13 protein-coding genes are annotated in these 16,693 nt (G+C 69.8%); 7 read left to right on the top strand and 6 right to left on the bottom strand.

Annotated elements, in window-relative coordinates; genetic code table 11:
* The first annotated feature begins 130 nt into the window (after positions 1-130).
* Positions 131-931 carry a heparin-binding hemagglutinin gene (locus ACWDUA_RS18485; protein WP_449752464.1) on the top strand — a complete coding sequence of 267 codons (801 nt, stop codon included), beginning with the start codon at positions 131-133 and terminating at the stop codon, positions 929-931.
* 55 nt (positions 932-986) lie between these two features.
* Here the strand turns inward: ACWDUA_RS18485 and ACWDUA_RS18480 are convergent, their stop codons facing one another.
* Positions 987-1,913 (bottom strand): LysR family transcriptional regulator, encoded by a 927-nt coding sequence (locus ACWDUA_RS18480; protein ID WP_449752463.1) that lies wholly within the window; start codon positions 1,911-1,913, stop codon positions 987-989.
* Positions 1,914-2,022: 109 nt separating this feature from the next.
* On the opposite strand from ACWDUA_RS18480, the gene ACWDUA_RS18475 reads away from it, so the two are divergent.
* Entirely contained in the window at positions 2,023-2,853 is an 831-nt protein-coding gene (locus ACWDUA_RS18475) for a mycofactocin-coupled SDR family oxidoreductase (RefSeq protein ID WP_449752462.1), read from the top strand.
* 29 nt (positions 2,854-2,882) lie between these two features.
* Here the strand turns inward: ACWDUA_RS18475 and ACWDUA_RS18470 are convergent, their stop codons facing one another.
* Positions 2,883-3,728, bottom strand: a complete 846-nt coding sequence (locus ACWDUA_RS18470; protein ID WP_449752461.1) for a site-2 protease family protein — start codon at positions 3,726-3,728, stop codon at positions 2,883-2,885.
* A complete protein-coding gene (locus tag ACWDUA_RS18465; RefSeq protein WP_449752460.1) occupies positions 3,725-4,387 on the bottom strand; it encodes a hypothetical protein in 663 nt (220 codons plus the stop codon). The genes ACWDUA_RS18470 and ACWDUA_RS18465 overlap by 4 nt, the downstream gene beginning before the upstream one ends.
* A gap of 100 nt (positions 4,388-4,487) precedes the next feature.
* On the opposite strand from ACWDUA_RS18465, the gene ACWDUA_RS18460 reads away from it, so the two are divergent.
* Positions 4,488-5,774: an adenylosuccinate synthase gene (locus ACWDUA_RS18460; RefSeq protein WP_449752459.1), complete on the top strand. Its 1,287-nt coding sequence runs from the start codon at positions 4,488-4,490 to the stop codon at positions 5,772-5,774.
* Positions 5,775-5,811: 37 nt separating this feature from the next.
* Here the strand turns inward: ACWDUA_RS18460 and ACWDUA_RS18455 are convergent, their stop codons facing one another.
* Together ACWDUA_RS18455 and ACWDUA_RS18450 are read right to left on the bottom strand one after the other, a co-directional pair.
* Positions 5,812-7,203 (bottom strand): carotenoid oxygenase family protein, encoded by a 1,392-nt coding sequence (locus ACWDUA_RS18455; protein ID WP_449752458.1) that lies wholly within the window; start codon positions 7,201-7,203, stop codon positions 5,812-5,814.
* A gap of 168 nt (positions 7,204-7,371) precedes the next feature.
* Positions 7,372-10,125 (bottom strand): LuxR C-terminal-related transcriptional regulator, encoded by a 2,754-nt coding sequence (locus ACWDUA_RS18450; RefSeq protein WP_449752457.1) that lies wholly within the window; start codon positions 10,123-10,125, stop codon positions 7,372-7,374.
* Between the two features lie 89 nt (positions 10,126-10,214).
* Between ACWDUA_RS18450 and ACWDUA_RS18445 the strand changes: the two genes are divergently transcribed.
* Positions 10,215-11,804, top strand: a complete 1,590-nt coding sequence (locus ACWDUA_RS18445) for an adenylate/guanylate cyclase domain-containing protein (RefSeq protein WP_449752456.1) — start codon at positions 10,215-10,217, stop codon at positions 11,802-11,804.
* Positions 11,805-11,808: 4 nt separating this feature from the next.
* On the opposite strand, the gene ACWDUA_RS18440 is transcribed toward ACWDUA_RS18445, so the two are convergent.
* Positions 11,809-13,413: a Na+/H+ antiporter gene (locus ACWDUA_RS18440; protein ID WP_449752455.1), complete on the bottom strand. Its 1,605-nt coding sequence runs from the start codon at positions 13,411-13,413 to the stop codon at positions 11,809-11,811.
* A gap of 30 nt (positions 13,414-13,443) precedes the next feature.
* Here ACWDUA_RS18440 and ACWDUA_RS18435 point away from each other — a divergent pair, with 30 nt between their 5' ends.
* From ACWDUA_RS18435 to ACWDUA_RS18425, 3 genes are all read left to right on the top strand, one after another.
* A complete protein-coding gene (locus ACWDUA_RS18435) occupies positions 13,444-13,788 on the top strand; it encodes a UBP-type zinc finger domain-containing protein (protein WP_449752454.1) in 345 nt (114 codons plus the stop codon).
* A gap of 96 nt (positions 13,789-13,884) precedes the next feature.
* Complete coding sequence (gene purT / locus ACWDUA_RS18430; protein WP_449752453.1) at positions 13,885-15,813, top strand: formate-dependent phosphoribosylglycinamide formyltransferase; 1,929 nt, start codon at positions 13,885-13,887, stop codon at positions 15,811-15,813.
* An 11-nt stretch (positions 15,814-15,824) separates the two neighbouring features.
* Positions 15,825-16,304, top strand: coding sequence for a DUF456 domain-containing protein (locus tag ACWDUA_RS18425; protein WP_449752452.1), 480 nt, complete (start codon positions 15,825-15,827; stop codon positions 16,302-16,304).
* Positions 16,305-16,693: the final 389 nt, after the last annotated feature.

The raw sequence follows: 16,693 nt of genomic DNA, 5'->3' as shown, positions 1-16,693 counted from the left end.
CTTCCGAACCGCGCGTCGACCGTCTGTCGGTGGCCCGTCACGGTGTGGTATGGAGACGTTGCTAACACAGTGCTTGCAATTGCTAGCAGAACGTGGATACTGGTGGAGAACCCCAATCAAGGAGGCCGCCATGACCACCGCCGACCGTACTCTCGCCCAGCCGTTCTACGCCGTCATCGGCGCCGGGGACCTCGCCGTCTCGCAGGTCACCGAGGCCGTCGCCCAGCTCCGTGAGCGCACCGAATCCGTCACCGACTCCGCATCCTCGCGGTTCGAGGAGACCAGGACCCGTCTCGAGGAGACCCGCACCAAGGTCGCGGGTCTGCCCGACGAGGTGCCCTCGGCCATCGAGGAACTCCGCGCCAAGCTCACCCCGGAAGAACTGCGCAAGTTCGCCGAGCCGTATGTGGAGCTGGCCACCACCCTCTACAACTCGCTCGCCGAACGTGGCGAGGAGACCGTCGACCGCCTCTGGCATCAGCCGTTGGTGCAAGAGGGTCTGACCCGCGCGGAGAAGACCTACAACGACGCCGTCGACCTGACCGAGGACGCGCTCGGTGTGGTCTCGCACCAGACCCGCTCCGTGGGTGAGCAGGCCGCCAAGATCGCCGGCCTGGTCGGTGCCCGCGCCGGCGAGGTCTCCGACGATCTCGCCGAGGCCGCCGACAAGATCGGTGACGCCGTCGACGAGGCCGCCCTCGAGATCGGCGAGCGGCTCGACGACGCCGCCGAGGCCGTCACCGAGGCCGGCGCGGACATCAAGGAGCAGTCCGCTGCCGCAGCCGCCAAGATCGACGGCGCCGCAGGGACCGTCGAGGGCAAGGCCCGCACCGCCAAGGCATCGCCGGCCAAGAAGATCGCAGCCAAGAAGGCCCCGGCCAAGAAGGTCGCGCCCGCTCCGGCAGACGACGCCGACGACGCCGACGAGTGATCCTCGCCCACAACCGAATCGTGAAGGCACCCAAGGGAAACCTTGGGTGCCTTCGCTATTCGCCGATCGGTGACGGCCGGACCCACCGTGCGCCGCGCGCAAAGCGGCGCATTGCCCCCAACCCGGTGGTCAACTCGGGTGAATCCGACTGACCGGCATGCCAATTGAGCATCCATGTCACCTCGCTCGTCGGAGTGAGCGGCCGCCAGCAGAACTCGGGTCCGGCGTCGTCGGCGACCGATTCCAGGCAGACCAGGACACAGTTGCCGTCGGCGACCATGTCGCCGCCGGCGGCCAGCCCGAACACCGTCGACGCCGTCCACCGCGGATGCTCACGGTGAGTGGTGAGCCAGCCGGTGACCCAGTCGTTCCAGCGACTCAGTCGATCGTCGATCGACACCAGCCGATGCGGGGCGATCGCGGCGGCGCACACCGGGCCGGTGCCGGCCAGCCGGTGTCCGGGGGTCACCAGGATGCCGACACGCTCGGACCGCATCGGTTCGGAGCACAGATCGTCGGCGAAGGTGACGTCGTCGGCCTGCGGTGGGCCGAGCGTCAGCGACACATGGCCACCGGACTCACGATGGTCGCCGGCCGACTCGGGCAGCGTGGTCTGGTGCAGCGCCAGCTGCGGATATGCGGCCCGCACCGCGGTCAACAGGCGCCGAGGGGTCTGCAGCGCAGGCTCTGTCACGTGCACGGTGAGCTCGGGACGCCCCGCGGTGGTGGTTTCGCGTACCGCCGCCCGTACCTGCTCGAGGATGTCGCGGGCCTCCCGCGCCAGCGTTTCCCCGGCCGTGGTGGTCTCCACCCGGCGGCTGGTCCGTTCGAACAGCGGCACGCCCAGACGACGCTCGAGCCGGATGATCGCCTGACTCAACGCCGGCTGGGCCATGTGCAGATCGCGGGCCGCCCGGGTGAAACTGCGCTCGGAGTCGACCGCGACCACGTACTCGAGCTCGCGGAGCGACACATCCAGCATCTCTCGATGCTAGATCGATCGCCGTTTGGTCTTGGCGTTCTCGGTGATCCGGCGGTCACGATGTGGACAGGTCGGGTTCTGGATCCACCGACGGTTCCGAGGAGGAGCGATGATCGATCTCAACGGGCAGGTCGCCTGGGTGACGGGCGCCGCACGCGGGCAGGGCCGGGCCCATGCGTTGGCACTCGCCCAGGCCGGAGCGCATGTGATCGCCACCGACATCGCCCACCAGATCGACACGATCCCGTACCCGATGGGAACCGAGGAAGAGCTGGCCGAGACCGTCGAGGCGATCGCCGACGCCGGTGGCAAGGCCACCGCCGCGGTGGTCGACGTGCGCGACGTCGACGCGGTGAACGATCTCGTCCACCGGGTGCGCACCGATCACGGCCGCCTCGACGTCCTCATCGCGAACGCCGGGATCTGCGGGTTCAATCCGGTCGACACCATGACCGATGGGCAGTGGCGAGACATGGTCGAGACCAACCTGAGCGGCACCTTCCACTGCGTCCGGTCCGTCGTCGCGGTGATGAAGCAGCACCGATACGGCCGCATCGTCGGGGTGTCGTCGGGTGCCGGCCGGGGCGGTATGCGGGATCTGTCGCACTACGCCGCCACCAAGTGGGGGATCATCGGGTTCATCAAGTCGGTGGCCCTGGAAGTGGGCGCCTACGGCATCACCGCCAACGTGGTCTGTCCCACCACCGTCGCCACCCCGATGGTCCTCAATCCCGCCTCGCTCAAGCACTTCCGTCCCGACCTGGCCCATCCCACCGCCGACGACGTGCGGGCTTTGCTCGCCGGACTCAGCCCGCTCGGGGTGCCGTGGCTGCACCCCGAGGACGTGACCCGCAGTGTGATGTACCTGGTCGCCGACCCCGGCACCACCACCGGCGCGGTCATCGAGGTGAACCTGGGGACGTCGGCATCACGGGCGTGAGCGCGGCCGCCGGCCGGGCAGCCGGTGCGTCATCGCCAGAACAGGAAGGTGTTCCATCCCCAACCGGCCAGCTGCGACGGCACGCCGGACAGGTCGAAGAACCAGAACACGATGTCGAAGAACAGCCGGTTCAGCTGCGGGATGAACAGCAACGCGAAGATGATCAGGAAGCCGTAGGGCGCGATCCTGGCGGCGTTCTGCCGCGCCTGCGCCGACAGATACGGTTCGATCGCGCCGTACCCGTCGAAGCCGGGCATCGGGATCAGGTTCAGGATCGCCGCGGTGATCTGCAAGAACGCCAGCATCGCGAGTGCCGACCACAGGGTGATCAGGTGGTCGGAGACGAAGAACACGCCGAACGGGGTCTCGGCGAACGGTCCGAACGCCCGGATCACGGTCAACAGGAGGAACGCCAGCAGCAGGTTCATCACCGGCCCGGCCAGCGCCACCGTCGTGCGCTGCCCGCGGCTGAAGCCCCGCTCGTCGAGATAGACGGCGCCACCGGGGAAGCCGATGCCGCCGAGCAGGATGATCAGCAGCGGCAGACCCAGCGACAGGCCCGGATGGGTGTAGCGCAGCGGATTGAGGGTGAGGTAGCCGCGCAACTCGGCGTTGTGATCGCCGAAGCGGTAGGCGGTCACCGCGTGGGCGAACTCGTGCAGACACAGCGAGATCACCCAGCCCGCCAGCACCAGCAGGACGGTGCCGATGGTCGCGGTGGTCGAGGTGCGCTCGAGACCGGCGTCCACGCACAGCCATGCCCCGACCCCGGCGACGGCGATCAGTGCCAGGAACACCCAGCTCGGGGCCACCGCGCGCACCACCTGGGTCAGTGACGGGGTGCGGCGCGCACCACCCTGATCGATGCCGCTCATCGGCACACCAGCTTCAGATCCACGTCATGACGGTAGAACGTCGACCGCTTCACCGCGCGCTCGGTCAGCGCCCCCTCGCGTTCGACGACCAGATTGCTGCCACCGGTCTGCACCGCCCGCCCCGGATGCCAGGGTTCGCGGCGCCACAGCCGGCGCCATCCGGCGGGTGCCTCCGGCCTCGCGCGCAGCCCGGGGAGCTCGCGGGTGGGTTCGATCCGGATGCCGGAGACGGTCCCGGAGAACAGCCGGTGATCGTCGACGTAGCTCTCGCCGTGCAGCCGGGCGCCCTCGGCCCCGAGATGCCGGGCGCTGCCGAGCAGCACGGTCGCGGCGTCGTCGCGGATCAAGGGGATCTCCACGGCGGTCCCCTGTTCGGCCAGTTCACGGGCCTGCGCGCCGTGGGGGAGCCGGTAGATCCCGGTGGCCGGGGTGGGCTGATCGGGGGCGTATCCGACCTCGACGTCCAGGCGTTCGGCACGCATCAGCGCCGCGATGACCTGCGCGAGGAACCGGTCCGGATGGGTGTCGTCGGGACCGGCGGTGACGATCAGCCGACTCACCGCGGGGTCGGCGATCCGGGCCTTCACCTCGTCCCGGACGGCGCGTGGGGAGGCGGCCGTCGCGGGCACCTCGGACGACGCGATGAGCACAAACGACATGCGCATAGCGTATCGATCGACCCGAACAAGTAGGGTTGTCCCGGTTCGGGCTGTGCCGACAGCCAGAATCATTTCCGATCATGAAGGGGAGTGGGAGTCCATGGCCGCGATCGTGCTTATCGGAGCCCAGTGGGGTGACGAGGGCAAGGGAAAGGCCACCGACCTACTCGGCGGTGCGCTGCAGTGGGTGGTCCGCTACCAGGGCGGTAACAACGCCGGACACACCGTCGTCCTGCCCAACGGTGAGACCTTCGCGCTCCACCTGATCCCGTCCGGCATCCTCACGCCGGGCGTCAACAACGTCATCGGCAACGGTGTCGTCGTCGACCCGGGTGTGCTGCTGACCGAGCTGGGTGGTCTCGAGGACCGTGACGTCGACACCACCGGCCTGATGATCTCCGCCGACGCCCACCTGCTCATGCCGTACCACGTGGCCATCGACAAGGTCACCGAGCGCTTCCTCGGCAACAAGAAGATCGGCACCACCGGTCGTGGCATCGGCCCCTGCTACCAGGACAAGATCGCCCGCGTCGGCGTGCGCGTGGCCGACGTCCTCGACGAGAAGATCCTGGCCCAGAAGGTCGAGGCGGCCCTCGAGCTCAAGAACCAGATCCTGGTCAAGATCTACAACCGCCGCGCCCTCGACCCCGCCCAGGTGGTCGACGAGGTGCTCGGTCAGGCCGAGAGCTTCAAGCATCGCATCGCCGACACCCGGCTGCTGCTCAACCAGGCGCTCGAACGTGGTGAGACCGTGCTGCTCGAGGGTTCGCAGGGCACGCTGCTCGACGTCGACCACGGCACCTACCCGTATGTGACGTCGTCCAACCCGACGGCCGGCGGCGCCGCGGTCGGCGCCGGTATCGGCCCCAATCGGATCACCACCGTGCTCGGCATCCTGAAGGCCTACACCACCCGCGTCGGTTCGGGACCGTTCCCGACCGAGCTGTTCGACGAGTGGGGCTCCTACCTGGCCAAGACCGGCGGCGAGGTGGGTGTCACCACCGGTCGCGCCCGCCGATGCGGTTGGTTCGACGCCGTCGTCGCGCGCTATGCGACCCGGGTCAACGGCATCACCGACTACTTCCTGACCAAGCTCGACGTGCTCTCCAGCGTCGAGCAGGTGCCGATCTGCGTGGCCTACGAGGTCGACGGCGAGCGGGTCGAGGACATGCCGATGACGCAGACCGGCTTCCATCACGCCAAGCCGATCTACGAGTACATGCCCGGCTGGTGGGAGGGCATCTCCGACTGCAAGCGCTTCGAGGATCTGCCGCAGAACGCCCAGAACTACGTCCTGCGTCTCGAGGAACTGTCCGGTGCGCACATCTCGTGCATCGGTGTCGGCCCGGGCCGCGATCAGACGATCGTGCGTCGCGAGATCGTCTGATCCGACCCGGTTGCCGCGGGCACCTGCGGCCGACCGCTCACGCGGGCAACCAGGACCCGTGCAGGCCGGCAGGCACCCGGATCGGCAGATCCACCGTCGCGACCGGACCCGCGGACGGGTCGTCGGCGGCGAGCAGGTAGAACCGTGACCGCATCGACTCCGGATCGGTGCCGATCGCACCCCACAGGTCTCCGTCGGCGCTCGGGATGAAGATCGGTTCGCCGATCGCCACCCGGGGGCTCCAGCAGGTCTCGGTGCCCGCCCGCAGGTCGTGGAACCACAGGCTGTCGAGGTCTCCGGTGTCACCGGGGCCCTTGGCGACCGTCGCCACCCGGTGATGGTCCCGGGTCAGCAGGCGGTCGTCGACGCGGGGGAACTCCAGGTTCACCGCCTCGTCGCTGATCGTGGTGCGGGTGACCGGGCCGTTCGGGTCGAGGCGGGCGCGGACCAGCGTCGAGGTGTCCGGCCGCGGGTCGTCGGTGAATCCGCCCGGATAGGTCCACTCGACGTAGTCGACGGTGACCGTGCCGTCCGGGTTGTCGAAGGCGTTCGCGAAGTGCCAGACCCAGATCGGGTCGATGGTCAGCCACCGGACCGGGCTGCCGTCGCGCGGGATGAGCGCGATCCGGGTGCCGTCGTCGGGGCGCCACGACAGCAGGGAACCACCGGTCATCGCGGCCACGAGGTCGAACCGCAGCGGGCATGCGAACAGGACGATGTAGCGCTCGGTGAGCGCCATGTCGTGGATCATCGTCGGGGTGTCGAGGCCTTCGACCGGGGTGGGGGTTCGTACCGCGGACCCGTCGGGTCCGACCACCGACCACGTGAGGAACGGCGCCTCGAGACCATAGTTGAACAGCACCATCTCGCCGGTGACCGGATCGATCTTGGGATGGGCGGTGCTGCCGACCCGCATCGCGCCGTCGCAGTCGGTGCGGGCCAGCGTCGCGAGGTCGGCGGGCGCGAGCAGGTAGGGGCGGTCGGACTCGGCCATCGCCATCAGCCGGCCGGCATGGGAGACGATGTTGATGTCGGGGAGTTCACGTACGGTCCCGGCGAGGTCGGGGCCCACCTCGGCGACCGACGGGGTGTGGCCATCGGTGATGCCGGACCAGATCGCTTCTCCGGCAGCCTCTTCGGCGATGACCATCGGTGTCCGGACGAAGCGGTTACGATAGCCGGCCTTCCCGTCGGAGAGGGTGATGGCGTGCACCATCGCATCACCGTCGAGGGGGTAGACATACGAGCCGATCGGATCGAACCGCGGGTTGGGGCCGTTGCGCAGATAGCTGCCCTGCAGGGTCTGCGGCAGCGTCCCGGTGACGGGGAGGTCGTCGACGGCGACCTCGGATCGTTGCGGGGCGAAGACCCCGGTGAGGTGGGAGTGATGGGCCGGGTTCACCGGTGCCGGTCGGGTGGGGCTGGTCATCGATCTGCCTTTCGTGGTGGCCACCGGTTGTGTTCGTGGGACCGTGGCGGTGATCACCACTGTCCTCCGACCGGCGTGCCGCAGTCATCGGTGCGATGGCAGAGGTTCCGGTGCCACTCACGCCTCGTGCCTGCCGGGTGGTGCGGTGGCCGGTGGGGAACGCCCGGTTCAGGCGCCGTGGCGGCGGGCGACGACCGCCGCGGCCAACTCCACCCGGGTACGCAGCCCGAGTTTGGCCAGTGCGTGCGAGACGTGGGTCTGGACCGTCCGGCGTGACACGAACAGGCGGTCGGCGATCTCGGGGCCGCTGAGCCCGTCCGCGACGAGTTCGGCGACGGTGAGCTCGGAGCGGGTGAGACTGTCCCACCCATGGCGGGGCCGATCACGTACCGCGGTCGGGTCGAGCCGCAATCCGAGTGCGCGGAGCCGGGTGGCGATCCGGGTGGACGTGGTCACCGCACCGATCTCCTGGGATACCGACAGTGCCCGCACCGCAAGGTCTTTGGCGGTCTGCTTGTCGCCGTGTGCGGCTGCCACGCAGGCGCCTTCCTCCCACGCGGAGGTCTCGGTGAGCAGGTCGCCGATCTCCCGTGACCGGGTGGCCGCGGTCGCGGCGAGGTCGGTGAGCGCGGCCGGGGTCGCGTCGGTGTCGGCGCCTGAGCGTTCGGCCAGCGCTGCCGCGCACAGGGCATCGGCCAGCTCGACGCCGGTCGCCGACGTCGGAAGTGGTTGCGGAAGAAGTGATATACCCGATCGGATATCGCGGAGCAGATCGTCGTCATGTGCGCGCAGGGCGATCCGTGTGGTCTGCAGGACCACCAGGGGCATCCAGCCGTACAGGTTCAGCTCGGTCGCGCGGCGCCATGCCGCAGCGGCCTCGGTGGCGGCCGGGCGGAGGCGCCGGAGTGCCTCGAGCAGCGCCGAGCGGGTGGCCGTCACGGTGGGGATGCCGAACTGGTCGGGCAGGCCTGCGTCGGCATACTCGTCGAGTCGTGTTGCCGCGGCACCGAGTTCGCCGCGGTGGATGTCGACCAGGGCGCGGCCGGCCTGCGCCAGCGAGGTCCAGCCCATCTCGGCGGCGCCCAGGTGCTCGAATCCGGCATCGAATCGTGCGGCCGCGTCGGAGAGTCGGCCGGCGATCAATTCGATTCCACCGGAGGTGAATTCGTGATAGGAGGTCAGCCAGCTGCTACCTCGGTCGGTGCGGAGCCGGGTGACGTGGTCGATCAGTTCCGCGGCCGCCTGCGGCCCGTTGGCATACAACTCGATCAGCGGTGGCCAGATGTCGGCGGAGGTGGTGGCCGGGCCGGCCGGATCGGAGACGGAGCCCTCCCGGCGTGAGGCCTCCATCGCGAGGTCGAGGCACACGGTGAACTCTCCGCGCAGGAACAGGCGCAACGACTCGGCCACCACACCCGTGGTGGAGGCGCCCGCGATGCGGAAGGGGGCTGCGGGCACCGGCGCGGTGCCCTCCAGGATGCCGAGGTAGGCGAGCAGCTCGCGCAGCGTGCGCGCGGTGTCGTCGCCGACCGGCAGGGCCAGGGTGTCGGTGATCAGGGTGCGGGCCTCGTCGGTGCGCGCCTGGGCGATCAGCGTGAACATCTGGATGCGCAGCAGCGCGGCGAGTTCGTCGATGTCGGTGGTCGCGGCGACCCCCTCGGCCGCCACCTCCGAGGCGCGGCGGAGCTGGCCGGTCCGGGCCAGCGCCGTCGCCAGGCCCAACCGAAGGCCCGGGGCGCCACCGCCGGGGAGGCCGGCGGCCGAGTCGAGCAGGTCGACGGCCACCGACGGTGTGTTCACCAGGTCCTCCTCGGCGCGGCGCACGGCGTCGGACACCCCGGCCGCGTCGTCGAGACCCGCGGCGAGCACGTGGTGGGCGACGAGCTGATGGGCGCCGCGGGTGCGCTGCATCCCGGCGATCGCCTCGTGCAGCACCGATCGCAGCGCCGGAGCGATACGGGCGTAGACGACCTCGGCATACAGGTCGTGGGTGAACGACAGCCGCCCGCCGTCGCCGATCGCGACCACCCCGGCGTCGACGGCGGATTGGGCGGCGGCGACCAGTGCCACCGGCGGTGAGGCGTCGAGGGCCGCGAGGTCGGGCAGGGTGGCCGGGCCACCCCAGACCGCCAGCTTCCGCAGCAGATCGGTGGCCCGGGGATCCAGCAGGGCCAGATGGGATCCGACGGCGTCGCGGACGTCGGCGAGCGCAACCCCGGGATCGGGGTGTCGGGTGGTGGCGTGGCCGTGCTCGACGATCAGCTCGCCGGAGCGCTGCAGGCCGCGTAACAGGGTGAGCGCATGCATCGGGTTGCCGCCCGCGGTGGCGAGCACCGCGGCCAGTGCGGCATCCGGGGCGGCACCCAGCATTGCCGTGGCCATGGCGGTCACATCGTCGTCGGTCATCGCGGGCAGCGTCCATTCGTGCACCGACCGCCGTGCGACCAACTGCTCGAGCATGGTGCGCCGCGGTAGCTGGCGCCGCGCCAGCAGCAACACCAGCGGGAGGTCGGCGGCGGCGTCCACGAGGCGACCGAGCAGTTCCAGGCTCGCCGCATCGGCGTTGTGGGCGTCGTCGACGACGAGCACCAGCCGGTCCGACGCACAGATCTCGTCGACGCGGTCGAGCAGGGAGTCCTCGAAACCCTCCGGTACCGGATCGGTGACGGCGGCCCCGAGCAGGGCGGAGGCCACCTCGAACGGCCGGCGCCAGGACAGTTCGTCGGCGCACGCGTGGCGGACCGTACCCGGCAGCGTGGTGGTCAGCTCGCGCAGCAGATGGGTCTTGCCGGCGCCCGGACCGGCGGTGACGACCAGCCCGCAGACCTGCGTCGTCGAGTCGGACAGCGCGCCCCGGAGGTCGGCGATCACGTCGAGACGCGTGTTCTCCGGTGGCCGCGGCCCCAGATCTGTCGACGCCATGGCACGAGTCTAGTGTCCGCCATGTCCGGAATGGGAGGTGGATTCGTCGGCGTCCCCACCGCCCGCCCCGGCTGTGACACAGTGTCTGCATGCTCGGTGCGCGGGGGACACGGGACTACGGATCGATTCTGCTCGGCTCCAGCACCGACAGCGGCTTCGTGCAGCGTCTGCGGGTGCAGACCGTACTCACCGCATCCCTGGTCATCGCCAACCTCGTCGGGGCGATCGTCGCGATCGCCCTCGCCTCGGTCGGTATCCCCGAACCGTCGGTGTTCGTCGGTGACCTGTGGTGGGTGAACTTCATCGCCGTGCCGGTGTACGTGGTGGCGGCATTCGTGATCGGGATCGGCGCGGGCACCGTGATCGTCGTCCGCGACCTGCAGTGGGCCATCCGGGATCGCCGCCCCACCGAGCGCGATGCGCGACTCGCCCGCCGGGCACCACGATGGCTGCTCGGCATCCAGGGCATGCTGTGGCTCGGCGCGGTCATCCTGTTCACCCTCTGCTACGGGATCATCCACCCGCATCTGATCCCCAAGGTGCTGTTCGTGGTGGGTATGAGCGGACTGGTGGTGGTGGCGGTGTCCTATCTGCTGATCGAGTTCGCGATGCGGCCGGTGGCCGCCGAGCTGATCAGCGCCGGCTACGGTCGGCGTCGCCGCAGCAGCGGCGTGCACAGCCGGTCGATCGTGTCCTGGCTGGTCGGCTCGGCGATCCCGATCGTCGGGATCCTGCTGGTGGTGCTGTTCGGGGCGTTCCGGGACGAGACCAGCAAACTGGACATGTTCGTCGGGGTGGCCGTGCTGGCGGTGACGGCGCTGTCCACCGGCCTGATCCTGACCGTGCTGTCGAGCCTGAGCATCACCGGACCGATCCGCAGTGTGCGCACCGGGATGCACCGGGTGCAGGCCGGTGACCTCGACGACGCCGAGCTCGTCGTCTACGACGGCACCGAACTCGGCGATCTGCAGGCCGGATTCAACTCGATGGTCGGTGGGCTGCGCGAACGCGAACGCATGCGGGATCTGTTCGGCCGGCACGTGGGCCGCGACGTCGCCGACGCCGCGCTCGCCTCCGATCCAGAACTCGGTGGCACCGAGCGGGTGGTGGCGGCGATGTTCGTCGACGTGATCGGATCCACCCGGCTGACCGCCGAACGCACCCCCACCGAGGTCGTGGAGATCCTGAACCGGTTCTTCGCGGTGATCGTCGGCGCCGTCGACACCCATCGCGGCCTGGTCAACAAGTTCGAGGGAGACGCGGTGCTGGCGGTGTTCGGCGCCCCGATCTCGTTACCCGACAGTGCTGCTGCCGCACTCGCGACCGCCCGAGACATCGCCGACCGGCTACACGTCGAGGTGCCGGAACTGTCGGCGGGGATCGGTATCGGATACGGACCGGTCGTGGCCGGAAATGTCGGCGCCATCGAACGATTCGAGTTCACGGTGATCGGTGATCCGGTGAACGAGAGTGCGCGGCTGTCGGAGCTGGCGAAACGGGATCCGCGCCGCCCGTTGGCATCCGGGCGGACGATCGAGGCCGCCGCCACGCACGAGTCGGCACGCTGGCGGGAACTGGAGACCGTCACCCTGCGCGGTCGCGCCGCGTCGACCGAGGTCTATGAGCTCGCCGAGATCGGCGAACCGGCCGTCGTCGGTGCGTCTGCCACTGTCGGGTGACCGTTCAGCTGTCGCCGTCGCCACCGCGGTCGGTGAGTCCCTCGGCGAAGTCCAGGCGCCGCATGGCCTTTCGGAACACCTCGTCGTCGATGCGGTCGGCGCGGCGTTCGTCGACGAAGACCTTGCGTTGCACCTGTAGCAGTTCGATCCGGATCCGGTTCGCCGCGGCGGTCGGGCTCTCACCGATCGCGTCCGGGCCTCGTCCGAGCTCCTCCCAGGCGGTATTGCGTTGTGTGGTGACCCATTTGCGCAGCATCCCGATCTGGTGGCGGCGGACGTCGTCGGACGCCATGGCCGCCTCGATCTCGTCGAGCCGCCGTTCGGCCTCCCGGGAGGCGCGGTCCTGCGCCGCGGCGTAGGCGAGACGGTCGGCGGCGACGTCGTCGCCGGCGACCCCGAGGCGCCGGATCAGCCATGGCAGGGTGGTGCCCTGCAGCAGCAAGGTCCCGACCACCACCACGAACGTCAGGAAACCGATCTCCGCGCGCGCTGGGAACGCCTCCCCGGACTGGGTGGTCAGCGGAATGGTCGCGGCCGCAGCGAGGGACACCACCCCGCGCATGCCGGCCCAGCCGACGATGAACACCGATGCCGGTGTGGGCGGGGGCTCGGCCTCCCGGACCGACCGCGACAGCATGCGCGGCAGGTACGTGGCCGGGTAGACCCACAGCAACCGGGCCGCGATCACGGCGGCGAGCACGAGCGCGGAGTCGACGGCGATGTGTGCCCACGATTCCCCGGCCAGTCCCCGCACCAGGTCGGGCAGCTGCAATCCGATCAGCAGGAACACGAAGGACTCGAGCAGCGCGTCGATCGACTTGCGGACCGACGTGTCCTGCAGCCGGGTGGCATAGCCGACGCGCAGTGACCGCTGACCGAGCAGCAGGCCCGCGGTGACCACCGCGATCACGCCGGACGTGTGCAGTTCCTCGGCGACGAAATAGGTGCCGAACGGGACCATGATGCCGATCGAGGTCTCCAGCGTCGGATCGGTCAGCCAGTTGCGCACCCAACCGGTGAGATACCCGATCGCCAGGCCGACGACCACGCCGCCCACCGCCGCCAGCAGGAAGGTGGCGATCCCGTCCCAGACGGTGGTGGTGGCGCCGATCGCGGCGGCCACCGCCACCCGCAGTGCGGTCAGGGCGGTCGCATCGTTGAGCAGGCTCTCCCCACCGAGCAGCGTCATCAGACGCCGCGGCAGCCCCACCCGTCGACCGATGGCCTGCGCCGACACAGCGTCCGGCGGGGCCACCACCGCGCCGAGGACCAGGGCCGCGGCCAACGGTAGATGCGGGACGGCACCCCACGCGACCAGCCCGACCAGCAGTGTGGTGAACAGGGGCAGCCCCACGGCCAACAGCCCGATGGCCCGCCCGTTGGCGCGGATCTCCTGGTAGGAGCTGTCCTGGGCGGCCGAGTACAGCAGCGGCGGCAGGATCACGAACAGCACGAACTCGGGGTCGAGGGCGGCGCCGGGCAGCCCCGGAATCCACCCGATGCCCAGCCCGACCGCGACCAGGATCAGCGGCGCCGACAACCCGAAATGGCGGCACACGGCGGCGATCGCGAGTGACACCGCCGCGACGAGGAGAAGTGACGCACTCACCCGGTAGAACCTAGTGGGGATAATGGACCCATGCGACTGTTCGGACGTGGCAACGACGGAAACGACGCAACGACGGGTGGGACCGGAGGTGCTGCGGAGCGCTGTCCGGAGCTCGGCACGATAGGGGTCGAGGTGGCCACCGATCCGCCCGCCGCGACCGGTCGGGCCGACGAATGCGAGGACTGCGTGGCGATCGGGGAGACCCACTGGTCACACCTGCGCAAGTGCCTCGAGTGTGGTCACATCGGCTGTTGTGACTCGTCCCCGCGCCGGCATGCGACCGCGCACTTCCACGACTCCGGTCATCCCGTCATGCGTTCGGCTGAACCGGGTGAGACGTGGCGGTGGTGCTACGTCCACGAGGTGATGGGCTGAATCCGCGGTTTCTGCAGGTCTGAGACGTTGTGAAACCGCAATCCGACTCCCGTGGTGCCGCATCCGGATGATCGGGTCGCCACGTAGAATTCGGGGATGACCTCGAACCGCGAGAGCAGCGCGTCGACTCCGACGCCACAGGAGCCCGTCGTTGCCGTGCCGCCGCCCGCGGCCGTGCCGCCGCCCGCGGCCGATCCGGCGCCCGAGGCCGCCCCGCCCTCGCTGAACAAGGCGACCCCGGACGCGATGTCGGTGTCGGGGGCTCCCGCCGCCGGGAACGTGGCCGAGTCCTCCGGGGCCCCTGGGGTCGCACGGCCTGACGCCGAGCCCGTTGCGCCGGTGGCCGGCGCCGATGCGTCGGCTGCCACACCCGCGGCGTCTGGTGCGCCGTTGTCGCAGCCCGCTCCGGTGGCCGCCGACCCGGCACCGGCGGCCCGCCCGTCTCCGGTCGGGCCGCCCGATGTCATCGGAACCCCGAACTCGCCCACCGCCACCCGCGTCATGGTGCTCGGCGCCGGTGAGCTCGGCAAGGAACTGGTCATCGCATTCCAGCGCCTCGGCGTCGAGGTGATCGCGGTGGACCGGTACGAGGGCGCACCGGGGCAGCAGGTGGCGCATCACGCCGAGGTCATCGACATGACCGACGCGGACGCGATCCTCGCCCTGGTCGACGAGTACCGCCCGCACTATGTGGTGCCGGAGATCGAGGCGATCGCCACCGAGGCGCTGCAGGTGGTGGAACGTCGTGGCCAGGCCGAGGTCATCCCGACCGCCGCCGCGGTGATGGCCACGATGAACCGTGAGGGCATCCGTCGCCTCGCCGACGAGCAACTGGGGCTGCCGACCTCGCCGTACCTGTTCGCCAGTTCGCTGGACGAGATGACCATCGCGGTCAAGCAGATCGGATATCCCTGTGTGGTCAAGCCGGTGATGTCGTCGTCGGGCAAGGGCCAGACGGTGATCAAGAGCGCCGACGACATCACGGCCGCGTGGGAGCGGGCGACCACCGGCGGTCGCGTCGCCACCGATCGTGTGATCATCGAGGGCTGGGTCGAGTTCGACTTCGAGATCACCCTGCTCACCGTGCGGGCGATCGATCCCACGACCGGCCGGATCACCTCTCACTTCTGTGCGCCGATCGGACACAAGCAGGTCAGCGGCGACTACGTGGAGAGCTGGCAACCGCACGAGATGAGTCCCGATGCGCTCGGTGCGGCCACCTCGATCGCGGCCCGGATCGCCACCGCCATGGGTGACGGAAAGCTCGGTGGCCGTGGAATCTTCGGTGTCGAACTGTTCGTCAAGGGCGACGACGTGTACTTCTCCGAGGTCAGTCCGCGCCCGCACGACACCGGCCTGGTCACGATGGCCACCCAGCGGCTCAGCGAGTTCGAGATGCACGCTCGCGCGATCCTCGGACTGCCGGTCGATGTCACCCTCGCCTCCCCCGGCGCATCAGCGGTGATCTACGGCCAGCTCGACGAGAAGGCGATCGGCTTCACCGACGTGGCGCAGGCACTCATGGTGCCCGAGACCGATATTCGGCTCTTCGGCAAGCCGGAGAGTTTCCATCGTCGCCGGATGGGTGTGGTCACCGCGACCGCTGACGATGTCACCACCGCCCGTGAACGTGCGGTGCGCGCCGCGTCGATCGTCACCCCGGTCAGCGGCCGTGAGGCCAGACACGGTGCGCCCGCACCGATTCCGCCGGTGATGCCCAACCGTCCACAGATGCCACCCGCCGTGCCGCCTGCGCCCGGACCGCACGGGCCCGGTCGGCCGGCGCCGGGACCGCATGGCGCACAACAACCCCCGCGTCCACCGATGGGACCTGCCGGTGGTGCGCCGGGTCGTCCTCCGGCTGGTCCCGGGCCCGGACCGCGTCAGCCGGGTCGCGGTTTCCCGCCACCTGGACCGCCGCGCCAGGCCGCCGGCAGGCCGCCGGTCGCCCCGCCGGCGGCACCCGCGCCCGCACCCGCACCCGACGAGTCGGCCACCGACCCGTCGCGCGCCGTCGTCGACTGAGCGGAACACCGATGCCGCTCTACGGCGACATCATCATCGGTGTCGTCATCCTGCTCGGCCTGCTCGGCATCGTCGTCCCGGTGATCCCGGGGACGCTGCTCGTCGTCGTGGCCATCCTGATCTGGGCTGTGATCGTCGGCGGATGGGCATGGGCCGTACTCGGTGTCGCGGTCGGTCTGATCGCGATCGCCGAGACCATCAAATACTTCGTCGCAGGACGGGTTCTGCGGTCTGGCGGAATCCCCAACCGTACCGTCGTCGTCGGCGCCGTGGTCGGTATCGTCGGCTTCTTCGTGATCCCGGTGGTGGGGCTGTTCCTCGGGTTCATCATCGGCGCCATGCTCGCCGAGCTCGTCCGCACCCGCACCATGACGCAGGCCTGGCGGGGGACCGTGTCGGCGACCAGGGCGGCCGCCTACACGATCGGGATCGAACTCTTCGGCGGGCTGCTCGCCGCAGGTACCTGGCTCGGTGGTGCGATCGCGTTGTGACCGGCGGAGGTCTCGACTCGGGTCCTCGCTTCGCTCGGTCCCGGCTCGACCATCAGAGGGGTTGTCGCCCTTGGTGGTTGAGCCGATGAGGAGCGTGGCGACGAGGCGTGTCGAAACCCTGGGTGAGCCGGGTTCGGGTGGTGCCGATATCAGGTGGCTGGTCGGGTTCCGGGTGTGGGCGAGGGAGGTCTCGACTCGGGTCCTCGCTTCGCTCGGTCCCGGCTCGACCATCAGAGGTGTTGTTGCGGTTGGTGGTTGGGGTCCGGGCTCGACCATCAGAGGTGTTGTTGCGGTTGGTGGTTGAGCCGATGAGGAGCGTGGCGACGAGGCGTGTCGAAACCCTGGGTGAGCCGGGTTCGGGTGGTGCCGATATCAGGTGGCTGGTCGGG

It is taken from the genome of Gordonia sp. NPDC003376 (assembly GCF_053589235.1).
This window is presented reverse-complemented; position numbering and strand designations above follow the sequence as displayed.

Excerpts from the sequence above, each read along its gene's own strand:
- ACWDUA_RS18445 (WP_449752456.1), top strand. The coding sequence starts at position 10,215 with ATGCTCGGTGCGCGGGGGACACGGGACTACGGATCGATTCTGCTCGGC.
- ACWDUA_RS18425 (WP_449752452.1), top strand. The coding sequence starts at position 15,825 with ATGCCGCTCTACGGCGACATCATCATCGGTGTCGTCATCCTGCTCGGC.
- ACWDUA_RS18480 (WP_449752463.1), bottom strand. The coding sequence starts at position 1,913 with ATGCTGGATGTGTCGCTCCGCGAGCTCGAGTACGTGGTCGCGGTCGAC.
- ACWDUA_RS18435 (WP_449752454.1), top strand. The coding sequence starts at position 13,444 with ATGCGACTGTTCGGACGTGGCAACGACGGAAACGACGCAACGACGGGT.
- ACWDUA_RS18475 (WP_449752462.1), top strand. The coding sequence starts at position 2,023 with ATGATCGATCTCAACGGGCAGGTCGCCTGGGTGACGGGCGCCGCACGC.
- purT (WP_449752453.1), top strand. The coding sequence starts at position 13,885 with ATGACCTCGAACCGCGAGAGCAGCGCGTCGACTCCGACGCCACAGGAG.
- ACWDUA_RS18460 (WP_449752459.1), top strand. The coding sequence starts at position 4,488 with ATGGCCGCGATCGTGCTTATCGGAGCCCAGTGGGGTGACGAGGGCAAG.
- ACWDUA_RS18455 (WP_449752458.1), bottom strand. The coding sequence starts at position 7,203 with ATGACCAGCCCCACCCGACCGGCACCGGTGAACCCGGCCCATCACTCC.
- ACWDUA_RS18470 (WP_449752461.1), bottom strand. The coding sequence starts at position 3,728 with ATGAGCGGCATCGATCAGGGTGGTGCGCGCCGCACCCCGTCACTGACC.
- ACWDUA_RS18465 (WP_449752460.1), bottom strand. The coding sequence starts at position 4,387 with ATGTCGTTTGTGCTCATCGCGTCGTCCGAGGTGCCCGCGACGGCCGCC.
- ACWDUA_RS18485 (WP_449752464.1), top strand. The coding sequence starts at position 131 with ATGACCACCGCCGACCGTACTCTCGCCCAGCCGTTCTACGCCGTCATC.
- ACWDUA_RS18450 (WP_449752457.1), bottom strand. The coding sequence starts at position 10,125 with ATGGCGTCGACAGATCTGGGGCCGCGGCCACCGGAGAACACGCGTCTC.